13 protein-coding genes and 2 pseudogenes are annotated in these 15,699 nt (G+C 74.7%); 5 read left to right on the top strand and 10 right to left on the bottom strand.

Annotation, left to right across the window (positions count from 1 at the left end; translation table 11 throughout):
• Together macS and AA75_RS38260 are read right to left on the bottom strand one after the other, a co-directional pair.
• Nucleotides 1-1,191: MacS family sensor histidine kinase (gene macS, locus AA75_RS38265; RefSeq protein WP_304441514.1), on the bottom strand; the 1,191-nt coding region annotated here is incomplete at its 3' end.
• 20 nt (nt 1,192-1,211) lie between these two features.
• Nucleotides 1,212-2,084: a 1-acyl-sn-glycerol-3-phosphate acyltransferase gene (locus tag AA75_RS38260; protein WP_233289368.1), complete on the bottom strand. Its 873-nt coding sequence runs from the start codon at nt 2,082-2,084 to the stop codon at nt 1,212-1,214.
• Between the two features lie 288 nt (nt 2,085-2,372).
• Here AA75_RS38260 and AA75_RS38255 point away from each other — a divergent pair, with 288 nt between their 5' ends.
• Both AA75_RS38255 and AA75_RS38250 read left to right on the top strand, forming a co-directional pair.
• A complete protein-coding gene (locus tag AA75_RS38255) occupies nt 2,373-3,155 on the top strand; it encodes a carboxylesterase (RefSeq protein WP_033825049.1) in 783 nt (260 codons plus the stop codon).
• Nucleotides 3,156-3,165: 10 nt separating this feature from the next.
• Nucleotides 3,166-3,786 (top strand): hypothetical protein, encoded by a 621-nt coding sequence (locus AA75_RS38250; protein WP_233289367.1) that lies wholly within the window; start codon nt 3,166-3,168, stop codon nt 3,784-3,786.
• Between the two features lie 70 nt (nt 3,787-3,856).
• Here AA75_RS38250 and AA75_RS38245 read toward each other — a convergent pair whose 3' ends face one another.
• The 6 genes and pseudogenes from AA75_RS38245 to AA75_RS38220 all read right to left on the bottom strand — a co-directional run bounded on the left by AA75_RS38245 (nt 3,857) and on the right by AA75_RS38220 (nt 9,446).
• Nucleotides 3,857-5,029: a low temperature requirement protein A gene (locus AA75_RS38245; protein WP_033825047.1), complete on the bottom strand. Its 1,173-nt coding sequence runs from the start codon at nt 5,027-5,029 to the stop codon at nt 3,857-3,859.
• Between the two features lie 268 nt (nt 5,030-5,297).
• On the bottom strand, nt 5,298-6,071 hold the full coding sequence (locus tag AA75_RS38240; RefSeq protein WP_033825046.1) for an endonuclease/exonuclease/phosphatase family protein: 774 nt from the start codon (nt 6,069-6,071) through the stop codon (nt 5,298-5,300).
• Between the two features lie 101 nt (nt 6,072-6,172).
• Nucleotides 6,173-7,114 (bottom strand): ROK family glucokinase, encoded by a 942-nt coding sequence (locus AA75_RS38235; protein WP_033825045.1) that lies wholly within the window; start codon nt 7,112-7,114, stop codon nt 6,173-6,175.
• Nucleotides 7,115-7,307: 193 nt separating this feature from the next.
• Nucleotides 7,308-7,466, bottom strand: a pseudogene (locus AA75_RS52955) (DUF5304 family protein); the annotation flags it as partial.
• 244 nt (nt 7,467-7,710) lie between these two features.
• The gene (locus AA75_RS38225) at nt 7,711-8,904 is read right to left on the bottom strand and encodes an ArsA family ATPase (RefSeq protein WP_033825044.1); all 1,194 of its coding nucleotides are present in this window, start codon (nt 8,902-8,904) and stop codon (nt 7,711-7,713) included.
• 107 nt (nt 8,905-9,011) lie between these two features.
• The gene (locus AA75_RS38220) at nt 9,012-9,446 is read right to left on the bottom strand and encodes an SRPBCC family protein (protein WP_033825043.1); all 435 of its coding nucleotides are present in this window, start codon (nt 9,444-9,446) and stop codon (nt 9,012-9,014) included.
• A gap of 327 nt (nt 9,447-9,773) precedes the next feature.
• On the opposite strand from AA75_RS38220, the gene AA75_RS38215 reads away from it, so the two are divergent.
• Nucleotides 9,774-11,567, top strand: a complete 1,794-nt coding sequence (locus AA75_RS38215) for a long-chain fatty acid--CoA ligase (RefSeq protein ID WP_033825042.1) — start codon at nt 9,774-9,776, stop codon at nt 11,565-11,567.
• 75 nt (nt 11,568-11,642) lie between these two features.
• Here the strand turns inward: AA75_RS38215 and AA75_RS38210 are convergent, their stop codons facing one another.
• Complete coding sequence (locus tag AA75_RS38210) at nt 11,643-12,779, bottom strand: glycosyltransferase family 4 protein (protein WP_033825057.1); 1,137 nt, start codon at nt 12,777-12,779, stop codon at nt 11,643-11,645.
• A 220-nt stretch (nt 12,780-12,999) separates the two neighbouring features.
• On the opposite strand from AA75_RS38210, the gene AA75_RS38205 reads away from it, so the two are divergent.
• Together AA75_RS38205 and AA75_RS38200 are read left to right on the top strand one after the other, a co-directional pair.
• Nucleotides 13,000-14,391: a glycosyltransferase 87 family protein gene (locus AA75_RS38205; protein ID WP_233289366.1), complete on the top strand. Its 1,392-nt coding sequence runs from the start codon at nt 13,000-13,002 to the stop codon at nt 14,389-14,391.
• 131 nt (nt 14,392-14,522) lie between these two features.
• A complete protein-coding gene (locus AA75_RS38200; protein ID WP_033825041.1) occupies nt 14,523-15,446 on the top strand; it encodes a carbohydrate kinase family protein in 924 nt (307 codons plus the stop codon).
• A 19-nt stretch (nt 15,447-15,465) separates the two neighbouring features.
• Here AA75_RS38200 and AA75_RS38195 read toward each other — a convergent pair.
• Nucleotides 15,466-15,699, bottom strand: a pseudogene (locus AA75_RS38195) (hypothetical protein); the annotation flags it as partial.

Raw genomic sequence — 15,699 nt, 5'->3', positions numbered from 1 at the left:
GGCCCGGGCGGGGCGCCCCGCCAGCAGGCCGGGGCCGTCGTCGCGGACCGAGACGGTGACCGCGTCGGGCTCGTCCTCGACCAGGATCCAGGCCCGCGCGGCGGGGCCCGCGTGCTTGCGGACGTTGTCGACGGCGGCGCCGACCGCGGCGGCGAGTTCCCCGGCCACCGGACCGGGCAGCAGCACCGCCGTACCGGGGGCCGAGACGGTGATCCGCTCGTCCGCGTACGGTGCGAGGAGCTGCCGCAGGTCGAGTTCGGCGGCGGCGGTGCCGGCCGCGGGCAGCGGGGCGCCGCTCATCAGGGCGCGCAGGGCGCGTTCCTGCTCGCCGGCCAGCCGGCCGAGCTCGCCCAGGCCGCCCGGGCCGGCCGGGTCGGCCGGGTCGGCCCGGTCGCCCTGGCGCTGGACCAGGGCGAGCACCTGGAGCACGCCGTCGTGGATGTCCCTGGCGAGCCGTTCGCGTTCCCGGGTGGCGGCCTCGACCTGTAGGGCCCGGGTGAGGACGGCCTCGCTGGCGCGGGCGAGTTCGATCACGTAGCCGACGGCGCAGCCGGCCATCAGCAGCAGCACGATGTTGTGCAAGTTGTCCGGGGTGACGCCGCCGTGGCCGCCGATGTTGGCGAGGCCGATCATCGTGGCGAAGAGCGCGGCGGGCCGCCAGCCCCCCTTGCAGGCGGCGCCGAGGACGGTGCCGCAGGCCCAGATGGTGGGCAGGGTGAGCGCGCCGGCCCGGATCCGCTCCGGAGTGTCGACGTAGCCGCTGAGCAGGACGCCGGTGACCACCACCGCGAGATCGGTGCCGAGCACCGCCCAGGTGCAGCGCAGCGGGTTGGCGAAGGCCCGGGAGGTGGCGAGCGTCCAGAGGGTGAGCGCGCCGAGGTAGATCCAGCCGGCCACCGGGTGCCGGACGTCCAGGTACGCGTTGAAGAACCGCACCACCGCGTACGCCAGGGCCATCACCCGGAAGTAGGAGATGGCCCGCCAGAGCGGGAGTTCGACGGACATCCCGCCGGCGCCGAGGCTGCCGCGCAGGGGCGCGGCGAGCGCGCGGGCGACACCGACCGGGCCGGACAGGCCGACCGGACCGGCCGGGCCCGGCAGGTCGACCGGGTCGGACGGGCCGACCGCGGCCCGGGTGTCCGGTGCGTCCTGCCGGACCGGCACCGGGCCGGAGGAGTCCAGCTCCGCCATCTCCCCCCCCTGCTCCCGGGCTACTTGCCGCCGGTCTCGTCCCGATGGTCGGCGGCGCCCTCAGTGGCGGCGGTCCCGGCGGCGTCGGCCTCCGAGGCTGCGGTCTCGGCGGCGGCCTCGGCGGCGGCCTTCTCGGCCTCCTTCTCCGCCTTCTGGGCGGCCTTGTGCTCCGCGGCCTCGGCCTTCTGGACGGCCTTGCGCTCGGCGTCGGCGCGCTTCTTGTCCTCGGTGAGCTGCCGCTTGGCCGCCGTCGCGTAGATGTCGACGTACTCCTGGCCGGAGAGCCGCATGATCTCGTACATCACCTCGTCCGTCACCGAACGCAGGATGAAGCGGTCGTTCTCCATGCCCTGGTAGCGGGAGAAGTCCAGCGGGCGGCCGATCCGGATGCCGGGGCGGATGCCGAAGTTGGGGACCACCTGGCCGGGCGGCTGCACCTTCTCGGTGTTGATCATCGCGACCGGGATCACCGGCGCACCGGTGGCCAGCGCGACCCGGGCGAGGCCACCGACCTTGCCGCGGTACAGCTTGCCGTCGGGCGAGCGGGTGCCCTCGGGGTAGACCCCGAAGACCTCGCCGCGCTCGATCACCGCGATGCCGCTGCGGATCGCCGCCTCGCCCGCGCCGCGGGCGCCGGAGCGGTCCACCGGGAGCTGGCCGACGCCCTTGAAGAAGGCCGCGGTGAGCCGGCCCTTGAGGCCGGGGGTGGTGAAGTACTCCGCCTTCGCGATGAAGGTGACCCGGCGCTTGAGCAGCGCGGGCAGGAAGAAGGAGTCGGAGAAGGAGAGGTGGTTGCTGGCGAGGATCGCGGGCCCCTCGTCGGGGATGTTCTCCTCGCCCTCCATCCAGGGCCGGAAGAAGATCCGCAGCAGCGGTGCGACGATCATCTTCATCAGTCGGTAGAACAACCCGGGCCTCCTGTTATGCGGACCGGTCGATCCTAATGCCCCCGGGTGTCGGCTCAGTACCGGCGGGGCCGTCGGAGCGGCCCGGGCGGGCGGCACGGGCACGGGGACACCGGCGCGGGGACACGGGCGGGCGGGGCGGCCGGAAGGTTTCGCGCGGCCCCGGCGTTGCCCCTGACGTCCCCGGTGCCCGGCGCCGGGTACGCCCTGTACGGGGCCGCCCGGTCGTGGGACGATCGGCCGACCTCCGTCCCCCGCCCACGAAGGAGTCCGCAGATGCCGTCACCGCTGCCCGGTGCCGAACCCTTCCGCCACCAGGGCGGCCCGGTCGGAGTCCTGCTCGTGCACGGCTTCACCGGCTCACCGCAGTCGATGCGCCCGTGGGCCGAGCACCTCGCGGCGGCCGGCCTGACCGTGTCGGTACCGCTGCTGCCTGGCCACGGCACCCGCTGGCAGGACATGCAGCTGACCCGCTGGGAGGACTGGTACGCCGAGGCCGAGCGGGAGTTGGCAGGGCTGCTCGAGGAGTGCGAGCAGGTCTTCGTCTGCGCGCTCTCGATGGGCGGCGCGCTGGCGCTGCGGCTGGCCTCCCGGCACCGGTCGAAGATCTCCGGGCTGGTGCTCGTCAACCCGTCCGTGCGCTCGGACAACCCCGCGAGTGTGCTGTTGCCGGTGCTGCGTCACGTGGTGCCGAGCCTGCCCGGGGTGGCCAACGACATCGCCCTGGAGGGCTCCACCGAGCTCGGCTACGACCGGACCCCGCTGCACGCCGCCTGGTCGCTGTCGCGGCTGTGGAAGGACGTGCAGTCGGTGCTGCCCGAGGTCGAGCAGCCGGTGCTGCTGCTGCACAGCCCGCAGGACCACGTGGTCTCGCCGGCCAACTCGGAACTGGTGCTCGCCCGGATATCCTCGACGGACGTGACCGAGCTGCTCCTTGAGCGCAGCTACCACGTGGCGACGCTGGACCACGACGCCGGGCTGATCTTCGAGGCGAGCCTCGACTTCATCCGGCGGCTGGCACCGGTGGCGACCGTCGATGCCGACAACCACTCGGGCTGAAGGGCCGGCAGTGCACGAGACCAACAAGGCGGGCGGCGACGAGGAGCTGCCCCGGGGCGCCGCGGACGATCCCACCGGCCCCATCGGCCCCGCTGGCCCCACCGGCCGGACCGGGCCCGGCGAGGGTGCGGACGCCGCGGAGGCCGTCCGCCGTCCGGCGGGTGGCAGCCAGGCCGAGCAGGACGCGATCTTCGCCGCCCTGGTGGCGCAGTTCGACGACCCGGTGGACCTCACCGATCCGCAGTGGCCGGAGATCGAGAACCTGCGGGCGACCCGCCAGGACCCGGCCGCCGGACTGCCGCACGAGCTGGCACCGCAGCCCCGCCCCCGGCGCAGCGAACCGGGCCCGCGCGACTACACGGCCGCCGAGGACCCGGACGAGGGCCACTTCGTCCCGCCGGAGCCGCCGCCGCTGCCGCCGGCGGACACCACGGCAAAGTTCGCCTGGATGGCCGTGCTGGGCGGGCCTGCCCTGCTGCTGTTCGACGCGCTGGTCTGGCGGGAGGTCTCCGGCTGGCCCGCCTGGGTGGGGGTCGCCGCCTTCCTGGGCGGCTTCGCCACGCTGGTCGCGCGGATGAAGGACCGGGACGACGACGAGCCCGAGGACCCGACCGGCGGTGCGGTGGTCTGAGCGGGCGGCGCGGGGGTCCGAGGGCGGCGCTCGGCCGTCCTCGGCGGGGCGGCCGCGCCCGCTGCGCGGCTCAGGCCGTCGGCAGGGTGCGGGACCGGCCGCCGAGGTACCGGGAGATCTTCGCGAGCGCGAACACGACGGCCGCCGCGCAGGCCACCGCCGCCCAGGCGGGCAGCAGCAGGGCGGCGGGCAGCAGGGCTCCGAGGGTGAGCAGCACGCAGGGCAGGTACCAGCCGAGGACGGTCCGGGCGGTGTCGCCGTAGCGCAGGGCGATCGCGGCGTTGGCGGTGTAGAAGGCGAGGACGCCGCCGCACAGCGCCCAGCAGGCGCCGGTCGGCAGGTGGTGGTCCGGTTCGGCGACGGCCGTACCGAGCGCCGCCGCGATCACGGTGATGCCGGAGACCAGCAGGAACGGCAGGTACATCACGGTGTCGCGGACCGCCCGGGTGGCGCCGCCGGCCTGGGCCCGGTCCAGGCCGCGGGCGGCGTTGGCGGTACCCCAGTAGAAGAAGATCAACGCCAGTTCGGCGACCACCACGAACCCGGCGAGCGCGGCGAGGGCGGAGGCGGCGGTGAAGTGGTCGGCCAGCGTGGCCACCACGGTGAACACGCTCTCGCCGAGCACGATCACCACGAACAGGCCGATCCGCTCGACCAGGTGCTCGGTCGACAGCCGCCCGTAGAAGTCCTCGGTGAGACCGGTCCGGACCGCGAGCAGCACCACCTCCAGGGCGATCGCCGCTCCCCACAGCACGAACCGGCCCGGCCCCGGCACCGCCGCCGACACCGCCCAGAGCGCGGCCGGGACCAGGCAGTACGACACCGGGCGCCACAGCGGCAGCGCGTTGTCGCGGCGCCGTGCCTGGCCGAACCAGATCAGGAAGAACACCAGCCGGACCCAGGCCGCGCCGAGCGCGTACGCCCACGCCCGGGTGCCGAGGCCGTCCGGCGCGGCGGCGGCCATCAGTCCGAGCCCCGGCATCGCGCAGAGCAGCATCGCCTGCGCCCCGGGGCGCGCCGAGCCGAAGACGTTGACGGTCACCATCAGATTGGCCCAGGCCCACCAGGCCGGGAAGAACAGCACCACGAAGGTGCCGAAGTCACCGGCGTCCGGGTCCCCGTGCAGGGCGCGCGCCAGCACGCTCACCGTCACCACGAAGACCAGGTCGAAGAACAGCTCGAACCAGCCCGCCCGGTGGTCCGCAGCCGTCCCGGCCGCCTCCGGCGCCGTCGTCTCGCTCACGCCACCACTGTGCGCGGCGCCCGGCGCACCCGGCCTCCGGCTCGCCGGGCGGGCCGCGATCCGGCCGGGGTCCGGACGCCGCGCCTCTGCGGCCGATCCGTGCTCCGGAGCCCCCCGATCCGGTGGCTCGCCGGCGGGTGCCGTACCCACGGCCGGGTGACCCGGGCGCGGGTACGGCGCGCCTGACTCCCCCTCGGCCCGCCCGTGTCGACGCGTCCGTTGCACCGTCCGGCCCGGCGGCGCCACGACGGCACGCGGCCGGACGGGATCAGTCGTCCCCTGCTGGGGCGGCCGCCGGGACCCGGACCACCGCGAGCAGCGGCAGGTGGTCGGTGGCCGCGAGCAGGTCGGCCGGATCGAGGCCGGGCAGGTCGTGCGGCACCCCGCAGCCGAGGACGGTCAGGTCGCGGGTGGCGAAGACCGCGTCGATCCGCTGGTACGGGTTGTCCGGCACCGAGGTGTTGGTGCCGCCCCAGGGCGCGGTCGGGTGCGCGTCCTGGAAGTCGGCGGCCAGCTGCCGCCAGCCCGGGCCGTCGGGGTGCTCGTTGAAGTCGCCGGCGATCAGGCCGGGCTCCCCGGGGTCGAACTGGCCGGGCAGCAGGGCGAACTGGCGCTGCCGCTCGTCCGGGTCGAGGCTGAGGTGGCAGCTGGTGACGGCGAACGGCACCGAGCGGCCGATCCGGACCAGCGCGGTGGCGAAGCCTCGGGCGTGCAGCCCCCTGGTCTTGGGCAGCAGACGGTCCCGGGTGGCCAGGACGTCGACCCGCATCCTGCCGAGCAGCAGCGGCCCGGCGGCGACCCGGCCGCCGCCGGCGAGGATGACGGTGCCGGTCCGGCGGGCCAGCCAGGCGGCCTGCTTGGAGGGCTTCCAGTAGCGCGGCGACTCCTGGACGCAGACCAGGTCGGGCCGGCAGGCGCGGATCACCCGGGCCACCGCCTCGCGGTCGTCGCGCAGCGAACGGATGTTGTAGCTGAGCACCCTGACCCGCTGGGCGCCGTCGCTCTCGGCCCCGGACTCGGGCAGGTCGGTCACTGACGTCACGGAGCCGATGCTAGGCCCTGTGCGGCAGTTGACGGAGGATCAGCGCAAGTGGCGGGGCGGGGCGGTCGCCGCCGCCGCCCCGCCGTGAGGTCAGGCGTGGGTCAGGTCCGGGCCAGGTCGGCCGCGCCCGCGATCCCGGCGGCGGAACCCATGGAGGCGAGCACCACGTCGGCCCGGGGGCGGTGGACACCGCCGGTCAGGTAGGTGCGGAAGGCGGCGGTGACCGGGTCGAGCAGCAGGCTGCCGGAGTCGGAGACGCCGCCGCCGAGCACGAAGACGCCCGGGTCGAAGAGGGCGGCGAGGTCGGCCATGCCGCGGCCCAGCCAGTCGGCCAGTTCGGCGTAGCACTCCAGGGCCAGCGGGTCGCCGTCCTCGGCGGCCTCGGTGATGTGGATGCCGCGGATGGTCTCGGCGACGCCGTCGTTGAGCTCCAGCATCCGCTTGCCCGCGATCGGGTCGGCGGCGGCCTTCTCCCGGCCGTAGCGGCGCAGGGCCCGGCCGGAGCCGTACTGCTCCCAGCAGCCGTGGCCGCCGCAGCCGCAGAGCAGGCCGTCGGGGACCATGTTGAGGTGGCCGATCTCGCCGGCCACGCCGAAGCGGCCGCGGTGCAGCCGCCCGTCGAGCACGATGCCGCCGCCGATGCCGGTGCCGACCGTGATCAGCACCATGTCCTCGTGGGCCGCCGCGGCGCCGAACCGGAACTCGGCCCAGGCCGCGCAGTTGGCGTCGTTCTCGACCACGGTGGGGAGCCCGGTGAGCTCCTCGACCCGGGTCTTGAGCGGCTCGTTCTCCCAGTCGATGTTGGGCGCGAAGATCACCGTGGAGCGGTCCCGGTCGACGAAGCCGGGGGCGCCCACGCCCACGCCGGCCACCTCGGGGTGCTGTTCCTTCAGCTCGCGGACGGCCTGCGCGATGGCGTCGACCGCCCACTGGGGGTCGGCCGGGGTGGGTACCCGGGTCCTGGCCAGGATCTCGCCGGATTCGTCGACCACGCCTGCCGCGATCTTCGTTCCGCCGACATCGACGCCGATGGTCAGAGCCATGTGTCCCTCAGCTATTCACTCGTTCCCGCTGAGCGAAACGCTACCCGCTGACCGGTGCTCCCGTACACACCAAGACCTACATGAATCGAAGGCAATTTTCGCGAATATGCCGGAGTCGCCTTCAAAAGTCGTAATGTTCGCCCCGTTGAGTGACATGATCAGAACTTTCGGTCACAGTGGCTGACCTGCAGCTTCAGAAGTTGTCGGACGCTCCGTCGACGTCGATGTGCTCCGACTCGGCGTGTCCGGGGGCCGACCAGCGCCGCTCGTGACCGGCCACGGCGGCCCGGTACGCGGCGAGCAGTTCGCCGCCGGCCGCGGCCAGGTGTCCGTACACCTCGGGGTTGCTCTCCCGGAACCGGACGCCGTACTCCAGGGCCTTGCCGCCGACCGTCTCGGCGAACCGGCGCACCTCCTCGACCAGCGGGCCGAGCTCCGGGCCGAACGCCTCACCGCCGCCGCTCCGCTCGGATCGGTCGGTCTTCTGGTCCGCCATCAGTGGTCCCTCTCGCCGCGGTGGAGCCCCCGACGCTACCGGACCGCGCCGACCCGCCGTGCCGCGCCCGATCGGGGCGGGCCCGGTCGGGGCGGGCCCGCTACTCCCCCGTGGCCCGGGGCCAGAGCGCCGGGTCCGGCGCGAAGCGCAGGGTCAGTACGCCGTCGGCGAGGCCGGCGCCGCTCACCGTGCAGCGGCGCAGCGCGGAGGGCAGCAGCAGGATCCGCCGGTACCCGCCGACGCCGAGCACCAACTCGTCGCCACGGCGTACGAGTTCGAGCTCGGACCGGTCGGCGCCGGGCAGCGGGAGGTGCCACAGCAGCAGGCCGTCCTCGGCCAGCCGGTCCTCCACCCGGGGCCGGGCGTCCGGCCCGGGCTGCGGTTCGCCCGCCGCGTACAGCTGCGCGGCGATGTCCTCCAGGGCGACCTCCGGCCGGCGGGCGACCAGCAGCGGGACGTCGTCGAGTCCGGCGGCCAGTTCGGCCAGGCGCTCGGCCTCGTGGGCGGCGTGGGCGGCCAGCCACGCGTCCGGGGAGGAGGTGGCGCCGGCGGGCAGGGCACGGTGGGCGGCCACGGCGTCCAGCCGGTGGCCGTACAGGGCCAGCCCGGCGCGGATCCGGCGCAGTTCGGCGGGCCGCTGGGTGTCGGCGTCGACGGCCAGCCGCACGGTGGTGGTGGGCGCGGCGATCACCTCGCGGGCCTCGGCCAGCGCCGTCCGGGCGGTGGCCCCGGCTTCGAACAGCCAGTCGGCGGGCATCGGCACCCCGGCGACGGCGGCCAGCAGCGGGCGCAGCGCCCGGGCGGCCTGCCGCTGTTCGGGCAGCAGCCTGGTCAGGTAGCGGTCGAGTTGCTCGGGCATTGCGAGGGTGGCGATCAGCTCGGCCGGGGCCGGACCGGCGACCACCACCACCTCGGCGGCGTCCCCGGCCGCGGCCGGGCGCAGCGCGCGGAGCAGGGCGAGCTGGCGGGTGCCGGGCAGCGGGGTGAGTTCGTCGGGGTCGAGCGGTTCGGCGCCGAGCAGGGTGAGGGCGGGCGCGAGCCGGCCCTCGAGCGCCGCGAGGGTGTCGCGGAAGGCGGCCTGCTCGTCGATCCGGGCGACGTCGAGGCGGTCCGCGTACCGGGCGGGCTCCCCGGTCACCCTGGTGCCGAGCAGGGCGTCCAGGGCGCGGTGCGGGTCGTCCGCGGCGAGCAGCAGGGTGCGGCGTCCGGCCGCGGCGTGGTGCAGCGCGGTGGCGGCGGCGACGGTGACGGCCGCCTCCCCGGCGCCGCTGACCAGGATCGTGCGGGGTACCACGGGTGTCTCCGCTCAGCGTCCGGGCCTCGGCCCTGCGGGTCCGCCCGGGTCCGGGCGCCGCCGGTCCGGGCCGGGGGTGGGGATGGGGGTGGCGGCGATCGGGCGGGTCAGCCCTCGACGCGCTTCTTCAGGCCGGCCAGCGCACGGTCGATGATGACCTTCTCGGCCTTGCGCTTGATCATCCCCAGCATCGGGATCTTGACGTCGACGGCGAGCTGGTAGGTGACCTCGGTGGAGCCGTTCTTCAGCGGCGCCAGCGCGTACGAGCCGTCCAGCGAGCGGAGCATCTGGCTCTTGACCAGGGTCCAGGAGACCTCGCGGTCGTCGTCCCAGGTGTAGGCGAGCACGTGCTCGTCGCGGATCGCCCCGGCGTCCAGCAGCAGCCGCACCTCGGCGGCCCGGCCGTTGTCCGCGCTGGCCAGCACCTCGATCTCCTTGACCTCCCCGGTCCAGGCCGGGTAGGCGGCGAAGTCGGCGATCACCGCCATCACCTCGGCCGGGGTGGCCTCGATGATGATGCTCGACCTGGTGTGCTCCGCCATGACAGCCCTCCGCGTCTCTTCGGCCGTGCGCCCAGGGCAGAGGCTATCGCGATCCGGCGGGCGCCCCGGCCGGTGCCCCTGCCCGGTGGCCCCGCCCGGCCGTCCGGTCCGGTCGGCCGCGGGTACCGGCGAGGGGCCCGCGGGGGTCCGGCGGGCACCCCGCTACCCATGGGTCACGGCGGCCCTGCCGTAAGGTGCCGGTGGGACGGCCTGACCCCGGCCTGCCCGGTGTGACGATCGGAACACCGGAGCCGACCCCCCTGGTCGAATCGACCTACCGGGCAGTAACGTCCTGCCGTCCCGCAGCGTCGCAGACGAGGAGCAGTCTTGCTCGAGTACAGCCTTCCGGCCCGCTACCAGGTACCGAGCGGCGGTAACCTCTCCGACCTCGTCCACCAGAACGCCGAGCGGCACCCGGACGTGGCCGTCCTCGGGCGCAAGGTGGACGGCGTCTGGCAGGACGTCACCGCCGTGCAGTTCCTGGCCGAGGTGCACGCGGCGGCCAAGGGACTGATCGCCGCCGGCATCGGGCCAGGCGACCGGGTCGGCGTGCTGTCCCGCACCCGGTACGAGTGGACGCTGCTGGACTTCGCGATCTGGTGCGCGGGCGCGGTCACCGTCCCGGTGTACGAGACCTCCTCCGCCGAGCAGGTGCGCTGGATCCTGGGCGACTCCGGCGCCGTGGCCGTGATCACCGAGACCGCCGCCCACGCCGCGCTGGTGGACGGCCTGCGCGGGGAGCTGCCCGCACTGGAGCACACCTGGCAGATCGAGGCCGGCGCGCTCGCCGCGCTCGCCGAGCAGGGCCGCCAGGTCGCCGACGCGACGGTCACCGAGCGCCGCTCGATCGCCACCGAGCACTCGCTCGCCACCATCGTCTACACCTCGGGCACCACCGGCCGCCCCAAGGGCTGTCAGCTGACCCACGCCAACTTCATCTCCGAGCTCGGCAACGTCACCACCCGGCTGGAGCCGCTGTTCCGCACCGGCGAGGGCTCCACCCTGCTGTTCCTGCCGCTGGCGCACGTGCTGGGCCGGATCGCGGAGATCGCGGCCGCCATCGCGCCGATCAAGCTGGGCCACGTCTCGGACATCAAGAACGTCACCGCGGAGCTCGGCTCGTTCCGGCCGACCCTGATCCTCGGCGTGCCCCGGGTGTTCGAGAAGGTCTACAACACCGCGCGGGCCAAGGCCCAGGCGGACGGCAAGGGCAAGATCTTCGACCGGGCCACCGACACCGCGATCGCCTACAGCCGGGCGCTGGACGCCGGCCGGGTGCCGCTCGGCCTGCGGATCCGGCACACCGTCTTCGACAAGCTGGTCTACAGCAAGCTGCGCGCCGCGCTGGGCGGCCGCTGCACCCACGCGATCTCCGGCGGCGCCCCGCTCGGCGAGCGGCTCGGCCACTTCTACCGCGGCATCGGCTTCACCGTGCTGGAGGGCTACGGCCTGACCGAGAGCTGCGCCGCCTTCACCTTCAACCCGCACGACAAGCCGAAGATCGGCACCGTCGGCCAGCCGGTGCCCGGCTCCGCCGTCCGGATCGCCGAGGACGGCGAGGTGCTGATGAAGGGCCCGCAGATCTTCTCGGGCTACTGGAACAACCCCGAGGCGACCGCCGAGGTGATGCGCGACGGCTGGTTCGCGACCGGCGACATCGGCACCCTGGACGCCGAGGGCTACCTGACCATCACCGGCCGCAAGAAGGAGATCATCGTCACGGCCGGCGGCAAGAACGTCGCCCCCGCCGTGATCGAGGACCGGATCCGCGCCCACGCCCTGGTCGGCGAGGTGATGGTGGTCGGCGACCGCAGGCCGTTCATCGCCTGCCTGATCACCGTCGACCCGGAGTTCTTCCCGAAGTGGAAGGAGCTCAACGGCAAGCCCGCCGAGGCCACCCTGGCCGACCTGCGCGAGGACGCCGACCTGCTGGCCGCCCTGCAGTCGGCCGTCGACGAGGGCAACCAGGCGGTCTCGCACGCCGAGGCGGTGAAGAAGTTCCGCCTGCTGGACACCGTGTTCTCGGAGGACAGCGGCCACCTCACCCCCTCGCTCAAGCTCAAGCGCAACGTGGTGCTCAAGGACTACGCGGCCGAGGTGGAGGCGCTCTACCAGCGCTGAGCGGCCCGGCCCGGCAGCCGGACGGCCCGCGTTCTCCCAGGGGGGAGCACGCGGGCCGTCTGTTCGGGCGGAGCCTCAGCCGGCCAGCAGCGAGGTCAGCCGCCCGGCCAGCAGGTCCCAGCGCCAGGAGCGCTCCACCCAGCGGCGCCCGGCCTCCCCCATCCGCCGGCGCAGCTGCTCGTCCTGCAGCAGCCGGACGATCCGCTCGGCCGTCGCCTCGGTCGAGCGGCCCGGCACCACGTAACCCGTCTCCCCCTCCAGCACCGCGTCCGGCGCGCCGCCGGAGTCGCCCGCCACCACCGGCAGGCCGGTGGCGGAGGCCTCCAGGTAGACGATGCCGAGGCCCTCCACGTCCAGGCCGCCGCGCCGGGTGCGGCAGGGCATCGCGAACACGTCGCCGGCGCCGTAGTGGGCCGGCAGCTCCTCCCACGGCACCGCGCCGGTGAAGCGCACCGCCGCGCGCACCCCGGTGGCGTCCGCGAGCTTCTCCAGCTCGCCGCGGTACGGGCCGCCGCCGACGATCAGCAGCACCGCGTCCGGGACCTCCCGCAGGATCTGCGGCATGGCCGTGATCAGGGTGTCCTGGCCCTTGCGGGGCACCAGCCGGGAGACGCAGACCACCACCGGGCGGTCGGTCAGGCCGAGCCGCTCGCGGACCGCGGCGCCGCCGGAGTCCGGGCGGAAGGTCTGCTCGTCGACGCCGGGCGGCAGCTGCACCATCCGGTCCGCGGCCGCCGGTCCGACCGCCGCGGCGATCCGCGAGCGGGTGTACTCGCCGAGGTAGGTGAGGGTGTCGGTGCCCGCGCCGATCCGCCGCAGCAGCTGCCGGGAACCGGGCAGCTGGGCCCAGGCGGCCTCGTGGCCGTGGGTCATGCCGAGCAGCCGGCCGGCCCCGGCCCGGCGCAGCGCGGGTGCCATCAGGCCGAGCGGCGCGGCGGCGCCGAACCACACCGAGCTGCAGCCCTCGGCCTTCAGGATCTCGGCGGCCCGGCGGGTGACCCGGGGGGTGGGGACCATCATCTTCGTCCGGTCGCGGATCACCGGGAACGGCTGCTGCGCGTCGAACTCCGCCACCTCGCGGCCGTCCCGCCAGGTCGAGGCGTAGACCACAATGCTGCCCGCCGGCTGGCGGACGGCCATATTGTGGACGAAGGCCTGGATGCCGCCGGGCCGGGGCGGGAAGTCGTTGGTGACGATCAGGGTCTTGTGCATTGCCACGGCTCGCTCGGTCGGGGGGTGCTCGGTGTACCGCTCGCTGATCCGTACCATAGGTCAACACCCCGGCGCGTCGGGAACGAAGCATGCCCGCGCAACCGTTTCCGCTCGGGGCCGGTCCTAGCTGATGGGCCCGGGGGATGCCACCGGCACGGGGCCTCACGGCCGCCCGTGCCGCGGCGTTCACCCGGTGGCACGTGACGAACGAAGGAGAGTCGTGGAGTTGGCCCCGGCCGGCAGAGCCGAGCGCAGTCCTGCCAGCACCGAGCGCCCCGCGCCGCCCCCTTCGGCCGCCCGCCCGGCCGGCGGTGCCCTGTGGGGTCTGGGCGCCGGCTGGATCGCCACCCGGGTGCTGATCGTGCTGATGGTCCTCGGCATCGTCAGGATCTCCGGCGCCGACGTCTCCACCGACGTCTCGGTGATCTACCACGGCTGGTTCGAGGTCCTGCGCACCGGCACCTTCCCGCTCGACGACGTGACCTGGCAGTACCCGCCCGGCGCCGCCCTGGTGATCATGCTGCCGGGGGTGCTGCCCTGGTCGTACCTGGTCTCCTTCTTCGTGCTGTGCGGGCTGTTCGACCTGCTGACCATGGGCCTGCTGATGCGGGTCGGCGCCCGCAAGGGCCGCAGCTTCACCGGCGCCTGGATGTGGGTGGTCGGGGTGCCGCTGCTCGGCCCGACGGTCTACTGCCGGTACGACATCATCGTGACCGCGATCACCGTGGTCGGGCTGCTGGCCGTGGCGCGCAAGCCGGCCCTCGGCGGGCTGCTGCTCGGGCTCGGCGCGCTGATCAAGGTCTGGCCGGTGCTGGCGCTGGCGGGCACCCCGCGCGGGCGCCGCACCCGGCGCTCCTGGACCTCCGCCGCGGCCACCGCCGCGGCGCTGGGCTTCCTGCTGACGGCCGGGATGAACGGCGCCTTCGACTTCCTGAAGTTCCAGAAGGAGCGCGGGATCGAGATCGAGTCCCTGGGCGCCCTCCCGCTGCACTTCGCCCGGCTGTTCGGCGCCTGGGACGGCCAGGTGACGATGAACTACGGCGCCCAGGAGATGCTCGGCCCCTGGGTGCCGGTGATCGCCAAGCTGTCCCTGGCGGGCACCGCGATCGGCTTCGGCTGGCTGCTGGTCTGGCGGCTGCGGGCGGCCCGCTGGCAGCCGTCGACGCCGTTCGACGCGGCGCTGGCGGCGCTGCTGGTGTTCACCGTCACCAGCCGGGTGATCAGCCCGCAGTACATGATCTGGCTGATCGGCCTGGCCGCGGTCTGCCTGACCGTCCGGGGCACCGGCCAGAAGCCGGTCGCGGTGCTGATCCTGGTCGCCGCGGTGCTGACCACGCTGGAGTTCCCGCTGCTGTTCGGGCAGGTGCAGAAGAGCCAGCTGCTCGGCGTGGCCGTGATCAGCCTGCGCAACCTGACCCTGCTGGCCGCCACCGTGATCTCCTGCCGCCGGCTCTGGCGGTCGACCCGCCGGATCGAGCCGGCCACCACCGTGGTGCTGCCCGCCCCGGCGGAGCCCGCCCCGGTCGGCTACCCGGTCCGCCCGGGCATCGCGTACGAGCAGGCCCTGCTGGACGGGCTGGACCAGCCGGTGGGGCGCGGCTCCTCCTCCTGAGCGGGCCGGCCCGGCGCCACCTCTGAAAGTTTCCGCAAGGTCTTGCAGACGCCCCGCGGCCCTGGCAGCATCGGCCTGCGCCCGGCACTACCCGGTCCGGCGCGTCCGGCCGTGCCGCCCTGGGGGAAGCCATGCCCGAGTACGACGTCCTGGTGGTCGGCGGTGCCGGGGTCGACACCATCGTTCGGGTCGAGCGGCTGGAGCTGCCGGACGCCGACTCGGTGCAGGTCCCCCCGGTGTCCGACCACGCCGGCCACACCGGCACCGGCGTCGCGCTCGGCTGCCACACCCTGGGCCTGCGCACCAAGTTCGCCGACTTCCTCGGCGACGACCCGCAGGGCGAGCTGGTGCTGGCCGCCTGCCGCCGCCACGGCCTGGACTTCAGCCATGTAACCGCACCCGCCGGCACCCCGCGCGGGGTCAACCTGGTGGACGCCGCGGGCCGGCGGCTCTCCTTCTACGACGCCCGGCACCCGGCCGACCTGCGGCTGCCCCGGGAGTTCTGGCTGCCCCTGGTGGAGCGCTCCCGGCACGTCCACCTGTCGATCACGGGCGTCACCCGCGACCTCTTCCCGGACATCCACCGGCTCGGCCCGACCTGCTCGACCGATCTGCACGCCTGGGACGGCGTGAACCCGCACCACCGCCACTACGCGCTCGGCGCCGACCTGGTCTTCCTGTCCGCCGCGGGCTGCCGCGGCCGGCACGAGGAGGTGATGCGCGCGGTGCTGGCCGAGGGCCGGGCCGAGCTGGTGGTGGCCACGGCGGGCGCGGACGGCAGCTACCTGCTCACCCGGGAGGGGGACGAGGTCCGGCACTTCCCCGCCACCGACCCCGGACGGCCGGTGGTCGACAGCAACGGCGCAGGCGACGCCTTCGTCAGCGGGTTCCTCAGCCGCCGGCTGGCTGGCCGGCCGGTGGAGGAGTGCATGCGCGCGGGTGCGGCGGCCGGTGCCTGGGCCTGCACGGCGGCGGGCACCCACACCGCGCTGATCGGCCCGGACCGGCTCGCCGCCGCCCTCGCCCCGGCCCCGGCGGCCCCGGCCACCGCCTGAGCGTCCGGACCGCAGGCCGTCAGGCCAGCCGGGCCGCCTCCGCCGTCCAGAGCCTGGTGAAGTCGGCGGCGCCGATCCCCAGCCGCCCGCGCAGCACCCGGTCCAGCACCGCGTCCGGGCTCTCCCCGGACGCGGGCCGACCCGTGCGGCCGTAGTCCTGGTAGAACCCGACCAGGCCGCGCTCACCGAACTCCCGCGCCAGCACCTCGCAGGCCAGCCAGGACAGCTCGTACGCCTGCCCGATCCGATCGGT

This window comes from Kitasatospora sp. MBT63 (assembly GCF_000710465.2).
Taxonomy (GTDB): Bacteria; Actinomycetota; Actinomycetes; order Streptomycetales; family Streptomycetaceae; genus Kitasatospora.
The sequence above is the reverse complement of the archived record's forward strand: the minus strand, read 5'-3'. Positions and strand labels throughout refer to the sequence as shown.

Excerpts from the sequence above, each read along its gene's own strand:
- AA75_RS38260 (WP_233289368.1), bottom strand. The coding sequence starts at position 2,084 with ATGAAGATGATCGTCGCACCGCTGCTGCGGATCTTCTTCCGGCCCTGG.
- AA75_RS38255 (WP_033825049.1), top strand. The coding sequence starts at position 2,373 with ATGCCGTCACCGCTGCCCGGTGCCGAACCCTTCCGCCACCAGGGCGGC.
- AA75_RS38235 (WP_033825045.1), bottom strand. The coding sequence starts at position 7,114 with ATGGCTCTGACCATCGGCGTCGATGTCGGCGGAACGAAGATCGCGGCA.
- AA75_RS38220 (WP_033825043.1), bottom strand. The coding sequence starts at position 9,446 with ATGGCGGAGCACACCAGGTCGAGCATCATCATCGAGGCCACCCCGGCC.
- AA75_RS38210 (WP_033825057.1), bottom strand. The coding sequence starts at position 12,779 with ATGCACAAGACCCTGATCGTCACCAACGACTTCCCGCCCCGGCCCGGC.
- AA75_RS38200 (WP_033825041.1), top strand. The coding sequence starts at position 14,523 with ATGCCCGAGTACGACGTCCTGGTGGTCGGCGGTGCCGGGGTCGACACC.